Source organism: Bacillus sp. JJ1503 (genome assembly GCF_036965125.1).
Lineage (GTDB): Bacteria > Bacillota > Bacilli > Bacillales > Cytobacillaceae > Cytobacillus.
Window position 1 is genome coordinate 12,674 of sequence record NZ_JBALOZ010000113.1, and the last position, 16,571, is coordinate 29,244.

General features: G+C 38.2%; 18 protein-coding genes, 1 tRNA gene and 1 pseudogene. 3 read left to right on the plus strand and 17 right to left on the minus strand.

The window, feature by feature from the left end:
* On the plus strand, nucleotides 1-404 hold a 404-nt coding region (locus V7149_RS09985), incomplete at its 5' end, for a hypothetical protein (protein ID WP_335345487.1).
* A gap of 117 nt (nucleotides 405-521) precedes the next feature.
* On the opposite strand, the gene V7149_RS09990 is transcribed toward V7149_RS09985, so the two are convergent.
* The 3 genes from V7149_RS09990 to V7149_RS10000 form a co-directional block, all read right to left on the minus strand.
* Nucleotides 522-1,160 carry a HEAT repeat domain-containing protein gene (locus tag V7149_RS09990; RefSeq protein WP_335345488.1) on the minus strand — a complete coding sequence of 213 codons (639 nt, stop codon included), beginning with the start codon at nucleotides 1,158-1,160 and terminating at the stop codon, nucleotides 522-524.
* Between the two features lie 352 nt (nucleotides 1,161-1,512).
* Nucleotides 1,513-1,587, minus strand: a tRNA-Asn gene (locus V7149_RS09995).
* A gap of 145 nt (nucleotides 1,588-1,732) precedes the next feature.
* A complete protein-coding gene (locus V7149_RS10000) occupies nucleotides 1,733-2,206 on the minus strand; it encodes a SprT family protein (protein ID WP_335345489.1) in 474 nt (157 codons plus the stop codon).
* Between the two features lie 179 nt (nucleotides 2,207-2,385).
* Between V7149_RS10000 and cmpA the strand changes: the two genes are divergently transcribed.
* Nucleotides 2,386-2,499, plus strand: coding sequence for a cortex morphogenetic protein CmpA (gene cmpA / locus V7149_RS10005; protein WP_335345490.1), 114 nt, complete (start codon nucleotides 2,386-2,388; stop codon nucleotides 2,497-2,499).
* 87 nt (nucleotides 2,500-2,586) lie between these two features.
* Here cmpA and V7149_RS10010 read toward each other — a convergent pair whose 3' ends face one another.
* The 9 genes from V7149_RS10010 to acpS form a co-directional block, all read right to left on the minus strand.
* Nucleotides 2,587-4,782: a Tex family protein gene (locus V7149_RS10010; protein WP_335345491.1), complete on the minus strand. Its 2,196-nt coding sequence runs from the start codon at nucleotides 4,780-4,782 to the stop codon at nucleotides 2,587-2,589.
* A gap of 124 nt (nucleotides 4,783-4,906) precedes the next feature.
* Nucleotides 4,907-5,692 (minus strand): RNA polymerase sigma factor SigB, encoded by a 786-nt coding sequence (gene sigB, locus V7149_RS10015; protein WP_335345492.1) that lies wholly within the window; start codon nucleotides 5,690-5,692, stop codon nucleotides 4,907-4,909.
* Nucleotides 5,670-6,143, minus strand: a complete 474-nt coding sequence (rsbW, locus tag V7149_RS10020) for an anti-sigma B factor RsbW (protein WP_335345493.1) — start codon at nucleotides 6,141-6,143, stop codon at nucleotides 5,670-5,672. Before rsbW ends, sigB begins: the two co-directional genes overlap by 23 nt.
* A complete protein-coding gene (locus V7149_RS10025; protein WP_335345494.1) occupies nucleotides 6,127-6,471 on the minus strand; it encodes an anti-sigma factor antagonist in 345 nt (114 codons plus the stop codon). The genes rsbW and V7149_RS10025 overlap by 17 nt, the downstream gene beginning before the upstream one ends.
* 605 nt (nucleotides 6,472-7,076) lie before the next feature.
* Nucleotides 7,077-7,427, minus strand: a complete 351-nt coding sequence (gene ndoA, locus V7149_RS10030) for a type II toxin-antitoxin system endoribonuclease NdoA (protein WP_066301680.1) — start codon at nucleotides 7,425-7,427, stop codon at nucleotides 7,077-7,079.
* A gap of 4 nt (nucleotides 7,428-7,431) precedes the next feature.
* Nucleotides 7,432-7,713: a CopG family ribbon-helix-helix protein gene (locus V7149_RS10035; RefSeq protein ID WP_066301683.1), complete on the minus strand. Its 282-nt coding sequence runs from the start codon at nucleotides 7,711-7,713 to the stop codon at nucleotides 7,432-7,434.
* 214 nt (nucleotides 7,714-7,927) lie between these two features.
* Complete coding sequence (alr, locus tag V7149_RS10040) at nucleotides 7,928-9,100, minus strand: alanine racemase (RefSeq protein WP_335345495.1); 1,173 nt, start codon at nucleotides 9,098-9,100, stop codon at nucleotides 7,928-7,930.
* Nucleotides 9,101-9,229: 129 nt separating this feature from the next.
* Entirely contained in the window at nucleotides 9,230-10,237 is a 1,008-nt protein-coding gene (locus V7149_RS10045) for a LolA family protein (RefSeq protein WP_335345496.1), read from the minus strand.
* A gap of 295 nt (nucleotides 10,238-10,532) precedes the next feature.
* Nucleotides 10,533-10,886 carry a holo-ACP synthase gene (gene acpS, locus V7149_RS10050; RefSeq protein ID WP_335345497.1) on the minus strand — a complete coding sequence of 118 codons (354 nt, stop codon included), beginning with the start codon at nucleotides 10,884-10,886 and terminating at the stop codon, nucleotides 10,533-10,535.
* A gap of 146 nt (nucleotides 10,887-11,032) precedes the next feature.
* Here acpS and V7149_RS10055 point away from each other — a divergent pair, with 146 nt between their 5' ends.
* Nucleotides 11,033-11,752 (plus strand): rhomboid family intramembrane serine protease, encoded by a 720-nt coding sequence (locus tag V7149_RS10055; protein ID WP_335345498.1) that lies wholly within the window; start codon nucleotides 11,033-11,035, stop codon nucleotides 11,750-11,752.
* Nucleotides 11,753-11,783: 31 nt separating this feature from the next.
* Here V7149_RS10055 and V7149_RS10060 read toward each other — a convergent pair whose 3' ends face one another.
* The 5 genes and pseudogenes from V7149_RS10060 to V7149_RS10080 all read right to left on the minus strand — a co-directional run.
* Complete coding sequence (locus V7149_RS10060) at nucleotides 11,784-12,515, minus strand: hypothetical protein (protein WP_335345499.1); 732 nt, start codon at nucleotides 12,513-12,515, stop codon at nucleotides 11,784-11,786.
* A 15-nt stretch (nucleotides 12,516-12,530) separates the two neighbouring features.
* A complete protein-coding gene (locus V7149_RS10065; RefSeq protein ID WP_335345500.1) occupies nucleotides 12,531-13,562 on the minus strand; it encodes an NAD-dependent epimerase/dehydratase family protein in 1,032 nt (343 codons plus the stop codon).
* Nucleotides 13,563-13,838: 276 nt separating this feature from the next.
* A pseudogene (locus V7149_RS26500) lies at nucleotides 13,839-14,267 on the minus strand (methyl-accepting chemotaxis protein); the annotation flags it as partial.
* A gap of 599 nt (nucleotides 14,268-14,866) precedes the next feature.
* Nucleotides 14,867-16,309, minus strand: a complete 1,443-nt coding sequence (locus V7149_RS10075; RefSeq protein ID WP_335345502.1) for a PH domain-containing protein — start codon at nucleotides 16,307-16,309, stop codon at nucleotides 14,867-14,869.
* Nucleotides 16,302-16,571 (minus strand): PH domain-containing protein (locus V7149_RS10080; RefSeq protein WP_335345503.1); only part of this gene is annotated, 270 nt, incomplete at its 5' end. The genes V7149_RS10075 and V7149_RS10080, both read right to left, overlap by 8 nt.

Consider the following 16,571-nt stretch of genomic DNA (forward strand, 5'->3'; position numbering starts at 1 on the left):
TAATTGTTAAGGATAAAAACGGCATTATAGCAGAGTGTTTATATTATGGATACAAACGCGAAAATATGGTGAGTGGTTTTTTCCCCCTTCAATATGGGGATTTATTAACAATTTCAAACCATGGGAAATTTGTCTTTGGAATAGGTTGGTTTATTTTCATTACGATTAATGAATCTAAAAAAGAGTTTCTGTTTATGCCAGATCTTGAAGCAGCGATTCACTCTAAAAAGTTGGAATCATGCATCGATATTATGCTTGATTACTCTTTATCTACCTTTTATTTAGATAAATCCTTAGCAAGTCGTAACAAGGAATTATTTTTAACTTTGTCTAATAAACTGAAAGAGTCATCTTTTCTTTTGCATAGAATAACTAATAAATTCCTGGCGGAAAATCAAACATAGTAGTTTGCTTTTTCGATGACCAGGGAATTTATTAGTTATGTTGTATCGTGCAATACTCATTTCTTCATTTTTAAGTTTCAAATTATGCTTCTTTCATACATCAAATGTATTTATTAACTAGACAATCCCTTTATCTATCGCTTTTATTAATGACCTTGCTGCCTTTTTTACTACACCTTTTGGATCATCTTCATATTCTTCAGCTATTCCTCTTATTTCAAGAGTGTATTTATCAGTTGAATGACATACATGCAAAAACCCTTTTAAAACGCGCGCACGATGCTTGCCTTCCCAAACAAGCAAGGATTCCTTCAACAGTGGAAAAGCGGTTTGTGCTTCAGACTCTCCCACAGTCGCATAATTACATAAAGATTCTATCGCATAGTCTCTAACAATTGTGCTTTTATCAGACTTAATTAGCTCTGTCAGCTGCGGCAACGCCTTTGAAATTTCTGATGGTATGTATGCTGCAATTAAAGCAATTGCGTGCATGGCTTCCCAGCGAACACGTGTCGTTTTATGCGAAATCAAATTTAATAAATCATTAGCAAAAGCTAAGATCAATTCTGGCTGTTTTTCTGCAACTTTTGTAAAAACCTCGGCACAATCTCCAACAATAGCTGCCTCTTTTGATATTAGGCCTTCTCCTATTTCAATAAGTAAGCTTGGATTTTTAAGACAATCCATTGCTGCTTGACGATTTCCTTCTTCTGTCTTTTCTCCAATCTGTGATGATAGTTTTATTATTATAGTCATTTCATCCCCTCCGTGCTAATCTGCTTCCCCATTCCTATATTTGCCTTCCAAGCAAAACAGGCTAGGTAAATAAATTTTCTATACTAATACTTATAGCCGAATAAACAGAAAGTTAATCCTGGCTATAGTTCTCTTTTAAATTATACAATAAGGCATATACAATTATGTAATTATTTACCATGCGTTTAAAAGTGAATAGTATAATTCGAATTCATACAAAAAACCGCTATTCCACAAAATAGGTGGAAATAGCGGTTTTATTAGTTTATACCAATTAGTAATTTTTACAAATTAGATAATATGAAACATTGACCAACACCTTAAGAGGCTGCTGTTCAATACAGATAAAAAGTGGCTCCGCAGGTAGGATTCGAACCTACGACCGTTCGGTTAACAGCCGAATGCTCTACCACTGAGCTACTGCGGAATATTTAAAAAAACGCTGTGTTTTTCTCACTAAGCATCTTGTCGACTCTTACTATTATAAAAACCTAGACATTAAAAGTCAAGAAAGTTTTTTTAAAAAATCTTCTATAGTTTTATGTAAATTTATCTAATTTACTTTAGAGAAATTACCCTTGTTTTAATTCTTCAATTTTTCTTAATCTCCCTTTACACTTTCCGCAAACATATTTTTGTGTATTAATACTTCTTTTCCGTTCATATAATTGCCCGCAATCTTTGCAAGCATATATAATAACTCTTTTAAGCATGGTCTTTTTTGTGCGTTCTGGTAGAGGAGAGCAAAATCTTGGTGCTCCAACAGCTTTCATTAAAAGTCTAAAATCCCGATCTCGATGCTTGTATCCTTTTCCTTCAATATGAAGGTGATAATGGCAAAGCTCATGTTTAATAATTCCGCATAATTCCTCAAACCCGAGCTGATCTAAGTATTTCCTATTTATCTCTATATTATGGGTGTCAAGCATATAACGCCCGCCTGTCGACCTAAGCCTTCCATTAAAACAAGCTTTATGCCGAAACGGATTTCCAAAGCTTTGAAGTGAAATGTCCTCAACTAACTTTTGCAGTTCTAAGTCATCCATCCCATTTTTCCCCTCTAAATTTATGTGAACATGACAACCTATTATAGCATATGTTATATATACCTTTTCTTATTGTAATAAGTTTGATAACCATTTTAATTTTACAATTAAGAAGTTTATTCCCCTACGCTTCTTTATAGATTGTTTCAATTCCGAATTCCTATTAAGGAGGTATTCATATGCCTGGATGGTTTCTAAATCAAATGCAGAGGGCCTTTTTGGAAAAGGATCGTTCCACTATTAAGTTATTAAATCAATGTTGGTTTTTCTATAGAAAAAAACACTGCTCATAGAAATGCGGAAGCACCTTGCTTATTGACACTTCACAAACAAAATAGCGCTAGGGCGTAACCTAGCGCTTTACATCGTAAAAAATCCATTTATTCATTTGGAGCCAACATAGTTAGAGAAACTCTTCCTTTATTTTTATCAACAGAGTCGACCCAGACGGTAACAACATCGCCGACAGAAACAATATCTAGTGGATGCTTAACAAATTGGCGGCTTAATTTAGATATATGAACAAGCCCATCCTGCTTTACTCCGATATCAACAAAAGCGCCGAAGTCTACGACATTACGGACAGTCCCTTGAAGCTCCATACCCGCATTTAAATCCTCCAGCTGTAGAACATCCTTCTTTAATAGCGGTGTCGGCAAATCATCACGCGGGTCTCTTTCCGGTCTGACAAGTGCATCAATAATATCCTTAAGCGTAAGCTCTCCTATCCCTAATTCTGCAGCTGTTTCGGCAACATTTAATTTTGAAAGTGAATCCTTTAATGCTGCTGTTCCTAAATCGCTTGTTTTAAAACCTTGTTTATCAAGCAATTTTATGACCTCTGGATAGCTTTCGGGATGGATACCTGTACGATCTAGCGGTTCCTTTCCATCTATAATTCTTAGGAAACCGATAGCCTGCTCATATGTTTTCGCTCCTAGGCGCGGAATTTTTTTAAGCTGTTTGCGAGTTGAAAATTTCCCTTCTTCCTCCCGCATCTTCACTATATTATTTGCGACCGTCTTGGAAAGCCCCGCAACATATTGGAGCAAGGAAGAAGAAGCTGTATTAACATTTACACCTACTTGGTTTACAGCCGTTTCTACAACAAATGTTAAGGATTCCGATAATCTCTTTTGTGAAACATCATGCTGGTATTGCCCTACTCCAACAGACTTCGGGTCAATTTTCACTAGCTCTGCTAACGGGTCCTGTAGGCGGCGGGCAATTGATACGGCACTTCTTTCCTCAACTTGTAAATCTGGGAACTCTTCTCTGGCCAGATCAGAAGCCGAATATACACTAGCTCCCGCTTCATTTACGATAAGATAGTAAACTTCTTCTTTAAGCTCTTTTAAAATTTCGGCAACAAACTGTTCAGTCTCTCGCGAGGCAGTACCATTTCCAATGGCGATCATCTTCACTTGAAACGTGTGAATGATATCAATAATTTGTGCTTTTGCCTCTCGCGCCTTCGAAACAGGAGGATGCGGATAAATGACCGCTATCTTCAGAACTTTTCCTGTTTCATCTACGACAGCAAGCTTACATCCGGTTCGATACGCTGGGTCCACTGCTAGAACAACTTTTCCTTTCAATGGCGGCTGCAGTAATAGCTTCCTTAAATTTTCTGAGAAAATCATGATAGCCTGCTCTTCTGCTTTTTCCGTTAATTCATTTCTTATTTCTCTTTCAATGGATGGCTGAATTAAACGTTTGTAACCATCCTCATAGGCCTCTTGAACAATGGATGATATTTTCGACTTTTCATTCTTAATCCACTTTTTATGTAAATATTTCAAAATAAAATCAGTATTCGGTTTAAGGCTGATTCGTAAAATCTCTTCCTTTTCACCGCGGTTTAATGCCAATGTACGGTGCGGGACGATTTTTGAAATGGGCTCTTCGTATTCATAATACATTTCAAAAACCTTTTTCTCATCCTTTGCTTCGTCCTTCACTGTTGATTCAATCGTTCCAGTTTTTGCTGTTTGCTCGCGAATCCATTTTCTGCTGTCTGCATCATCGGATACCCATTCTGCAATAATATCCTTCGCGCCAGTGATGGCTTCCTCAACGGAATTTACTTCATTTTCTTCTGAGAGGAATTCCTTTGCCTTGTCCACGGGAGATTCTGTTAATGGAAAGGTTAGCATCCATTCCGCAAATGGTTCTAAGCCTTTCTCCTTCGCGATGGTTGCTTTCGTTCGGCGCTTCTGCTTATAAGGGCGATATAAATCCTCTATTTCCTGCAGCTTTTCTGCAATCTGTATGTGGTTTCTTAATTCATCTGTAAGCTTTCCTTGCTCATCAATTAATCGAATAACTTCCTCTTTTCGCTGTTCAAGATTTTGTATGTATTGCCAGCGCTCCATAATGTCACGAATTTGAACCTCGTCTAAAGCGCCAGTTTGTTCTTTACGATAACGGGCAATAAAGGGGACAGTGTTTCCTTCTTCCAGAAGGCCGATTGTGTTTCTAACTTGTTTTACAGATACCGATTGTTCTAATGCTATTTTTTCTAAAACTTGATTATTATTTACGATAGTTGTTTCCAAAATTTTACCCCCAGCCATTAAGTCTTGTTTTTCATTTTACCAAATTCTTGATTAAGTTTCATATGGGACACTCCGTCTTCAAAAAAAAAGAAGCTTACCTAGACAACAAGGCAGCCTCATACCGCAAATATTAAGTATTTGTTTAATCCTGATTGGCTGATTCTGCGTGAATAGCTTCCTGCAGTTTTTTTATAGCTCGTCTTTGGAGTCTTGAAACGTGCATCTGTGAAATTTGTAATTTTTCCCCCGTTTCCTTTTGACTCATGTTTTCTAAATATGTGTATTGGATGATTTGTTTCTCTCTCTCGGTTAGCACATGCAAAGCTTTTTCCAGTACAAGCATTTGATTGATCTTTTCATAGCCCTTATCCACCTGACCCACTATGTCATGTAAGGTCACAGTTCCACCTTCTGAATCAGCATCAATTGAATGATCAACGGAAAGGGCCTGATAGCTTTTTCCCATTTCAAGGGCTTCTAGAACCTCTTCCTCCTCAATGTCTAATACTTCCGCAATTTCGTTCATTTTCGGAGACCTTTGGAGTTTAACTGTTAACTCCTCGATCGTTGTTTTGATTTTCGGTCCTAGCTCCTTAATCCGGCGGGGCACATGAACACTCCATGTTTTATCACGTAAAAATCGCTTAATTTCTCCGATAATAGTCGGGACTGCAAATGCCTCAAAATTCTTCCCAAAGGTTTCATCATATCGGCGTATAGCCCCCAGCAGTCCAATTAGCCCAACTTGAGTTATATCTTCATGAAAGGCTTTTCCCCTTGAGTATTTTCGTGCAATGGATTCGACTAAGTTCTGATAGTATACCACGAGTGAATTTAGAGCTTCTTCATCTTGGTGCTGCTGATAAGCTTTGATGAGCTGGTTGATTTCATCCTTTGATTTTTGATTAGGTCGAGAGTGCTTTAGCATCCATCTCCACCTGCTCTCCTTCTAGGTATTTAATCATGAATACCGTCACACCCTCTTTATCATGGATTCTAACTTCATCCATTAAAGACTCAATTAAGTAAAGCCCCAAACCCCCTTCTCGCAAATATTCAATGGATTCTGTCTGTTGATACCGTCCAATCCCTTGCTTGGCGGATAAAAAGTCAAAGCTTTTGCCATTGTCGGCAACCATTACTTCCAGCCGGTTTTCGTATAACCCGAAACCAACGACCACTTCTCCATGTTCTTCCTCTTTATAGGCGTGTTGTACAGCATTTGTACAAGCCTCACTTACGGCAATTTTCAAATCCTCAATTTCGTCATATAAAAAACCCATCCGGCTTGCAATTCCCGATAGGGTAAGCCGAACTACATTCACGAATTCCGCTTTTGCAGGGACCTTAATTTCAATATAATCAAACGATTGATTCATTCTCTTCACCTTCACTCTGGCTGGAAATATCAATAATATTAGCGAGACCAGTCATTTTGAAAAGCCTTAATAAACGCTGAGATAATCCAACTATCCGAAGCTTGCCTTGATTGGAGCGTATATTTTTAAACACACCAACAAACACTCCTAACCCTGTGCTATCTAGGTAGGATACATTAGATAAGTTAATGATCATTTCTATTCCTTCTTTTTCTGAAAGAGGAAATAGCCTCTCTCTAAGCTTTGGTGCAGTAAACGCATCAATCTCACCCTGAACAATCACATTCATTTGATTTCCCTGCTCGTGAATTTTTAATGACATATTCATAACTGACCCACCTTTTTGCATATCAATTGGATATTTACTTCCCTGTTTGCTGAATGAATAAACCTTTTTATTTATTTTTTTAAAATGATTATTAACAGTTTAGCAGAAATATTTGATGGGTAAAGGATAATCAAGGTTTGAAAAGCCTTGTTCAAGACTTCAGCTTAGTAAAACAAATGGCTTTTATAAAGGCAATGAACGAGAGGTTCGTGAGGTGCGTCTTAAAATGAAGACGGCTCAAATGAATGCCATGGAAGGGATCATGGAGCGCATTCTGATAACAAGGCTACTGAACGAGTAGCATGACTGGCCCCAATGTAAGGGTTTTGATGTGATTCGAGGAAAAACAATAACATTGAAGGACCCAAGGTAAGGGATTTGCTGTAATTCAAGGAAAATACAAATATAATGATTATATTTAAAAAAACTATCACTATCGCTAAGAGTGACAGCTTTCCAAATGAAAAGAAAGCCATTAAATAAAAAATGGCAAGCATTTAGAATGCTTGCCGCGGGTAGATGTAATAATAATTAAAATAAATAAAAGACCAATTGTCCTACACACAAAAAATAAAAACGCCCTTATGGAAAGAGCGTATTTTGTATTAAAATTCGATGAGCCCTAAGCTAATCTGAACGGCTTCATCCACTTTTTCCATCATTTCGTCATCGAGATGGGTAATTTTATCGGTTAAGCGCTGTTTATCGATTGTTCGAATTTGTTCTAAAAGAATTACCGAATCTCGTTCAAAACCATAGCGCTTCGCATCAATTTCAACATGAGTAGGCAGCTTAGCCTTCTGAATTTGAGCAGTGATTGCAGCAACAATTACTGTGGGACTAAACCGATTCCCGATGTCGTTTTGGATGATCAGCACTGGACGGACGCCACCTTGTTCTGAACCAACAACTGGGGATAGGTCTGCAAAATATACGTCACCACGTTTGACAATCAAGGGATTACCCTCCGCTTACTAGACGTTCAACTGTGTTTTCTGCCTCGAATTCTGCAAGAAATGCTTCAGATGCAATCGTCAAGTTTATTTTCGCCATCTCCATATAACCACGTCTCATGGCCTCACGAATTTGTCTCTTTTTTCGCTCGCGCAAATACATTTTGGTTGCTTGATAAATGAATTCACTCCGATTTACGTTTTCCTGCTTTACAAAGCCATCTAACTCGGTTACAAGATGTTGCGGTAATTTCACCATAATCTCTGTTGTTGCGCTGGACTCAGACACAAACAAACACCTCCACCATCACTACACACCATTTTATATCTACCATTTTTAATATTAACATCAATCTGACCTCATGCAAAGGGGGTTTATCAATTCTTCTCTATTATCCGCCAAAAAATTATTCTTTTATGCATAAAGCTCTGCTTTCTTATTGAAGAAAATTAAATTTTCCCTAATTCCCTTTCAACTAAGGTCAGTTCAATGTAATCCCATTCTAGAGAAGGCTGTTAATGATCTTTAAAACTTGCCCATTTTTCTTATATACTCTAGGAATTCTTGCACCGATCATACAAGTGATTTCATAATTAATAGTTCCAAGTCTCCTTGCAATGTCATCGGCTGTAATTTTTTCTTTTCCTTGCTGTCCTATAAGGGTGACATCAGTACCAACAGGCAAATCAGCCGGAAGCTTAATCATACATTGATCCATGCATATTCTGCCGACAATCGGAGCTCTTTTACCATCTACGAGTACATCCTGCCCCTGGAGCTTACGTGTCCATCCATCAGCATACCCAATTGGCAGCGTACCAATCCATTCATCTTCCTGCGCTTCATAGGTAGCACCGTAGCTAATCTTCTCCCCTTTTTTCACCTTTTTAACATTCACAACCTTCGTATGAAGAGTAAAGGCAGGTTTTAAAGGAAAAGGAAGGGTGGGCTCCATTTCTACGGACGGCATTAATCCATACATGGCAATCCCCATTCTGACAGCATTTAAATGCGCTTCCGGAAATTTTAACGATGCTGCACTATTACTTGTATGAATCAATTCAGGTTTTTTCTTCAGCCATGAAATCATTTCATTAAAACGTTCCAACTGCATATTGTAATATGCAGGATCAATCTCATCAGCTGTCGCAAAATGAGTAAAAACCCCTTCTATATGGAAGGCATGACTTTTGGCAACAACAATCTCAATCTCCTCAAGCTCCTTCCCGCTTCTTATTCCTATTCTTCCCATTCCGGTATCTAGTTTTAAATGGATCGTTAATTTTTGATTAGATCCAACGTAATGCTTTGCTCTTTCAAGCCATTCCAGCTGGAAGACTGTCAATGTGATATTTTGTTCAATGGCAATCTCCGCATCCTCTGGACGGCTTGCACCAAGAACAAGAATCGGTGCGGTAATGCCCTTTTTCCTTAAGGAAAGCGCCTCATCCAGTATGGCTACGGCAATATAGTTGGCACCTGCCTCTAACGCTGCCTTGGCAACCTCTGCATCCCCATGTCCATACCCATTGGCCTTGACAACAGCAAAGATCTTAACGACATCCTGTACATGCTTTCTCAATTCCTCAACATTATATGCTATATGATCCAAATTAATTTCCGCCCAAGTATCTCTATAAAAAGCTGTTTGACAATCTGCAACTTTGGCCATCATTTGAACACCCTTTTTTTCTTTTTTATATGTCGATTATCGACTCCCTTCGACACCTTTGTCAATTAATTTTCCAACTTTTCAGGAATATCTGCATATAAAAAAGGCCCTTATTCAGAGCCCATAAAGAAATTATTTTACTGTACTTTCTTGAACGGACCTTGCAACCTCAACTAGTTCTTTTTCTGTCAGGTCATTTGAGGCAATCACATAGTCGACCCCTTGATACGTCCATTTAATTGTATTATTAGATAAAGCACCTATCGTAAAGCCTAAATCTACTGGCTCGCCGCTTACCGTTGTGTAAGAGGAAACCGGCATAACATTGGCTTTTTCTTGTACGATTGTGAAAGATTTTTCTCCATCATATGTTAAGACAACTCGTTTGCCGTTATCCGTTGTAATGGCCTTCTCATCAACTAAATCAGCACCTGGGAATTCAGAAGGGTATTTGACCGAGAACTCTTCGCTGCCCACTTCCGCTAATACAGGAACAGATAGTTGAGCACTAGTCATGTTCTTCTGCATATCAAAATCTTTCTTATCAAAGGCGGCATTAAATTTAACTTCAGTGAACTCAACCTTTACAAGGGTGTTTTTATCCGTGTCCATGACCTTCACACTCACTGGAGCTAAGTCAGATTTCTTTAACGTGATTTCTTGGGTAGGAAGCATTTGGTTATTTTGATATCTTGTTTTCGTTTCAAAAACGTAATGATCCTTGGTCGCAGTGAATTTAGCCTCTTTATCCTCAACAATATCCTTCACTAAAGACTCATAAAGGTAGGCCTGACTGCTGTTTTTTGGCCATTCGCTTTGAAAACGGAAGCTTTTATTCAGTGCTGGTGTCAGAACAAAAACCCCCTCATCATTGCGCAGAATCATTTGGCTTTGATCCTTTTGGGCATTTTTCAAATTGACACGGTAGTAGGATGGATTTTTATGCCAAACCTCAATGTCATACACCTGTGGTTCAGTTCCCATTTCTAATGTCATCTTCGCGTTTGCCTTGTAACTCTTTAATTCCTCAACTTTCCCATTCAGATCCTTCACTACAGCTTCCTTGGATTTCGTTCCGCAAGCAGACAACGCTATCACTGCCAATATCCCGATTAGCAGCATTAACCACTTTCTCCTCATTCCTTCAACCCCTTTTGCCTCTATTCAGTGTATTGTCCAGCCACAGCACCTAAGTCATTTTTCAACAAAATCCATCTACCTTGTTGCTAAACAATTCTTTGGCAACTAGATCAACTTTCCTTGATGAATATCTGACTTAGTTTTGCGCTAATCGTGGAGGAGGTAAAGGATAGACGAATGTGGATATGAAAAATGAATCCCCTTGTCTAGCCTTGTCTCTCCTATTGCACTATGAATATATGAGACAACCATCTGGAATATGCTAGGTTGAATGACAAGCTTTTTGCTTTTTTACTTACACCTTTTCAATGATGACCTGAGCCACTGCATACTCTTTACTGTGAGAAATGGAAAGGTGTACACCCTTTTGAATCGGCTTGGACACATAAGGCTTCCCCTTTTCATCCTTTTCAATTTCAATATCTAAAAAGGAAAGGCTTCCTCCAATGCCTGTCCCCATTGCTTTAGAGAAGGCTTCTTTTGCTGCGAATCGCCCCGCCAAAAATTCTGTCTTTCGTTCTAAAGGTAATGTCTGAAATTCAGCGGTTTCTTTCGGTGTTAAAATCCTTTCCGCAAATTTCACTTGCCTTTCAAATATTTTTTTTATTCGATTAAGTTCTACAATATCTATGCCAATTCCAGTAATCATCTTTGATCATCCTTCTATTTCATTTAATATTTGCATAAACAATAATATAAGAATAGCAAGTCTTCGTGTTTTTCTAATATGTTAAATAGCATGTTCATTTCCATTTTAGGCTATGATGGAGAGAAAGTAGAGAAAAGAGGGGCCTTATGTTTATACGGACGGAAAGCTTTAAAGAATTTCTGCGATATTATCCAGTGGTTTCAATCATTATTGCCATTCATATTGTTCTTTACTTCATATCCGTTTTCCCGTTGCTCCCCAACTTATGGCTTTATGAACATTTCGCCGGGGTAAACCTTTATATTTCGGAAGGGGAATACTGGCGTCTAGTCACACCGATTCTCATGCATGGCGATTTGCCGCACGTGATTTTTAATAGCTTTTCCCTTGTCCTTTTTGGTCCTGCTTTGGAGCGTATGCTAGGAAAGGGAAAATTCATCTTCGTGTATTTTATAGCTGGAATGGCCGCGAATGTCGCGACACTCTTTTTGGAACCCTTAACCTATATACATGTCGGTTCAAGCGGAGCGATCTTTGGATTATTCGGATTTTATGCTTCTGTCATCATGTATAGAAAAGATTTAATGTCAAAGGCAAATTCTCAACTTATATTGACTATCACCATCATCGCCTTGATTATGACGTTTTTGCAGCCAAATATCAATGTTACGGCCCATTTTTTCGGGCTGCTAGCTGGCTTTTTGTTAGGTTTAGCCTTGCTGCCACATAAGCAAAGACCAAACATAAGATTCAACTTTAACCTAGGAAAAAAACATCCTGCATCTTTCAAAGGAGTATCAGCTCCAAAATTAATGATATGGTGCGGCATTATCATTTTGGCGATATTAGGATTACTATTCAGGTAACATAAGATTACTAAATGAAAAAGCGATGTCATTATGGAATCGAAATGGCATCGCTTTTTTTATTAATGATGATATTGTCTCTTTTCGACCTTTTAAATGCAAAAGCAAGCAGGATTGCCCCTATCGTAAGCCCTATCGTCATTCCTAATTGAAAAATCAGCAAAAGGAACTGGCTATCAAAGATAAAGCCTATAAATCCAATCATACAAAATAAGCTTGTTAAGTAAAATGATACTCTAATTCCTAAATGTATTCCTTTCCCTTTAAATATCATTCCAAGGAATAATGTAGACAGCCCTAAAAATAAGCTCCACCCAAGCATGTTGATCGCAAATGAAAAAGACCGGGGATTAAATTGAACAAAGCTTTCTAAATTCTGTATCGTTCCTTCGTTCAGACTAAGTCTTACAATACTGAATTGAATAAAATAATTTAGTGAAGCTAATATGGTGAAACCTATTCCAAAACAGATGCTTAATTTGCTAAAAATTTTATCGTATTGTTCAACACATTCATGAATGGTACACAAGATGATCATAAAGAACACCGTTGAAACGCAAGCAAATAGTTGGCAAAATGCATATAAATCAATAAATTCCGGATCAACAGAACTCATAAACTGCTCCAAATTTATATACTCCGGTATGGAATATTTACTTAATAAAATCCCCATGCTTGCTCCATACAGTATACCTGTTAAAGCGAAAATAACTGAACTCCATAAACCTAATAAATATAAATACCCTTTAGGGCTATTCTCCATTTCTTTACCCCACGATTAAAAATTACTTTTTATGGTCGCATGCCACCGTTCTAATAATTCCTTTTCTTTCATATATTCCATGCCTGCTTTACGTTCAATGTCCACCGCCCGGCTAGAGTCCCATTCTAACGTATCACGAATGGTGTCTGCCAAAGAGCGAAATGTTAGACCTTCATTTACTGCTTTTTCAATGTTTAATGCAAGGAACCCGGGCATATTTAATTTTTCAGGGAGCCACAAAGGCATTTCGGTCCAATATTTCACTTGATTTTTATCTAAAAATTCTTCATCTATCCACGTAAAGATAGCATCACTCTTACTGACTGATTTACATTCCTGAAGAAAATCTCCCATTGTCAACGTATCATTTGGTCCAGTTACGTTGAAAACACCTGATTTTCTTCTCTCAACCATGTTGATGATCCCTGTTGCCAGATCTCTTACATCGATTAATTGAATTTGTTTATCTGGGCTCCCAGGAGCAAACACTTCCCCACCTTTAGCTACTCTTTGAACCCAGTAGGTGAAACGATCGGAATAATCATGTGGACCAACAATCAAACCCGCACGAATGAACAAAGCTCTATTAGGCATTACCTCTTCAATCACTTGTTCACAGGAGTACTTTAAGGGACCATAATATTCGTTATATAAGGGACCAGCTATGCCTTTTGTAATTTCCTCTTCCTTCTCCTTTGAGATTGTAAGAACAGGATGATTTTCATTAATACCTATTTTGGTTAAGTCCGTATAAACGGAGGCACTTGAAATGAAGGTATAGTGCTCCGTTACATCAGATAATAGTTCTGCTGATTCTCTCACGATACGTGGAATAAAACCGCAAGTGTCAATAACTGCATCCCACTTTTTCCCCTTCAATGCTTCTAGGTTCCCATTCCTGTCACCAATAAGCGTGTCAACATCAGGAAACAAATTAGGGTTTTCTTTTCCCCGATTAAAGAGTGTTACCTGATGTCCCTTTTCTAAAGCAGCTTCGACAAGATATCGTCCCAAAAACCTTGTTCCCCCAAGTATTAATAATTTCATCTAAACCTCCTATTAATAAAAACTTAAGTTTATGTATTGCCCGTAACTATACCTATTCTTAATAACTATAATCATTCCCTTTTTTCCTTTAGCAAAGAAAAAAACAGTGAAACTCACTGTTTTTTATGGAATATTTTATTCATTATTTTCCTTGAGCACCTTGCCCCAATTGCTTAATTCTGCAACCTGTCTAATACCGCCTTCTAATTTCTCATCAACAACACTTGCATCATTAATATGTCTAATTATCATCTCATTTGCCTGTTCAAAAATAGCTTATGTTTCGCTTATTTCGCTCATCACATCATTTGAATATTCTCTTTGCTCTTCGATTGTGCCAATCACATCTTTTACCTCAGATTGGACGTTATTAAACACTGTTAAAATGTAGTTTATTTTACTTGTCGTGTCAGTACTAAGCTGAATCCCATTTTCGATTAACCCTGTGCTCATCTTTGTCGATTGCAGTGAGTCCTCAATATCTTTTTGGATATTCTGTGTCAGGACGCTTATATTATGGGTGCTTTCCGCTGTATTTTCAGCAAGCTTTCTTACCTCTTCAGCGACAACAGCAAACCCCTTACCATGTTCCCCCGCTCTTGCAGCTTCAATGGAAGCGTTAAGCGCCAATAAATTCGTTTGATCAGCAATTTCCTTTATCACTTTGACGATAATCTCAATTTCTTTCGATCTTTCATTTAACTGATTCATTTTAACGGATGTCTCATGCAGCTGGTCACCTAATTTGGCAATGAGTCCTTCAACTTTACTAACAGAATCCCTTCCCTCTTCTGAGATTTTCACCATATCTACAGTTGATTCAAATAAATTCTGACCCTTTTCTTGCAGGCCAAGGGATTTATCATAGGACATCTGGCTAATATTGTTTACTTTATCAAACCGTTCATTTATTTTTCCTACTAATTCGCCCAAGACATCGTGCTGCCCATTTACCTTCTCATGCTGTTCAATGGCAATTGTTAATTCACTATTAAAGCCCTCAATGAAATCGTTAAGATACTCTTCATTTTGCTGTGCCTTTTCAAAAATAACCTTCAAGCGATTTTTTAATTCTGTGTTTTCTTCTGTCAATTGAATATTTCTCTTCTTAGTCGTAAACAAATAAAATCCCTCCTGAGTCACAATTATCCAATTCGACCACCTTCAATAGAACGCCTTTCAACCTTCCCCTCAATAGCCGAGAATTGGGTAAAGCTCACTCGAAAGAGGGTTAAGCACCATAAAGAAAACTAGTCCATTATTACTATCGGTTAAAATTCTAAATTTTTAAATACGAAAAGCGCCTAATCGGCGCTTAATTTCGTATAGGAATACCATTTATAAATATCATTTATATCCTGTTTCTCCAAATCTACAACCGTACCGCCTGTTCCGCCTGAACCAGACATAACTACTGCAGTAACAGTCCCTAGCTCTTTCCCTCTTTGAAAATAGCTTTCTTTTATATTCAAGGACTGAATTCGATTTCTTTTCATAAAAACTGTTGTTTTATTTACTGCACGATATCTTAAATTCAACTGTAATTCATCAATTCCCCAGCCCGCATCTTTATACTTAACAAACGCCCAAGCAATGGATAGGAGAACGAACAACAGGGCCAAATACCCCCAAGGTCTAAAAAAGATGACGGGTACTGCTGCTATCGGTAAGCTATACAGAAGCCCTCTAAACATATACCGTTTTAATGCCCGGCTCGGTGCAGATTCGATAACAGACTCAAATGAATAATCATTTAAATAAGGAGTTAATATGTTGGCAATGCGTTCTTTTTTGATAATTGGAAGTATCATGACCCGCGCACTTTCCTGATCAATAGCAGACCCGCCGGCACTTTCTAAAAATACGGTTCCAAATCCAAGAGGCTGTCTAATTAAATTTTCTGATATCCGAATGGCTTGAATCCGGTGCAGAGGGATCGTAATCTGACGCTTCTCTAAAAGTCCTCTCGTTATGATAAGGTCCTCTCCTACGTTCTTTACTGTAAAACCAGCATACTTTACCATAGTCCCTACTAACGCAGCCACCCACGCAATCAAAAACCCTATAAACACTAGAATGCTTATAAAAAGGACCCCGTTTGAAATCACATCCTCCAACCCGTTAAACAGTCTTTCATAAGGGATCATTTCTTCAAATTGGAAAACGAAAGCAAAACACGCGGAAAAAACAACACCGACTCCTCCAGAGGTAGACGCCATAAGCAGGAGCTCACCCGGGGTAATTTTATAAAGTATTTTCTCTTGAGTGTCTTCAAAAGACACCTCTGCATCGGTTTCCTTTTTTTCATTTTTTGCGAAAAAAAGAATGTGCTGAATTTGATTTGCCTCTTCCTTTGAAATGGCGGTTAACACAGCTTCAGCTTCCCCTTTGCTGCTTGAACCGGCCGTTTCCACCTTCACTCTTACAAGACCAAATGGACGATGTAATATCCCTTCCGATAAATCAAGACTCTGAATGCGATCAAGTGGAATATATCTTTTCTTTCTAACAAATACACCGTACTCTATCCTGAGCTCTCCCTCTTCTAGCCGGTACGTGAATCTCAGCCAGGATATGATTCCAGCGATTAAGATGAAAACGATAATAACAACTGAAATAATAAGTTGAATACTCCCATCCCTGCTTCCAAAAACAACAAAAACAAGAAATGGAATAATTAAATCTTTCAATTGCTTTAAAAAATTTACAACTGCTGAAATCGGGTGCAGTCTTCTTGGCTCAGACATCTTCATCAGCCACCCTTGCCAGCTTAGAAATGAAAAATCTTAGCTCCTCCGCCTCATCCATATCCAAAGCCGGAATTTCATGTACAGTCGCAGCAGTTGAAATGGCCACAGTGGCTAAACCGTATTTTCGCAAAATCGGCCCTTGCCGGGTATCAACATGCTGAACTCTAATCATCGGCACGAGAGTCCTTTTGATGACGAACACTCCATGCTGAAGTTCGATTTCATTTTCCCTTACCTCATACCGCCCACGCTTCCATCT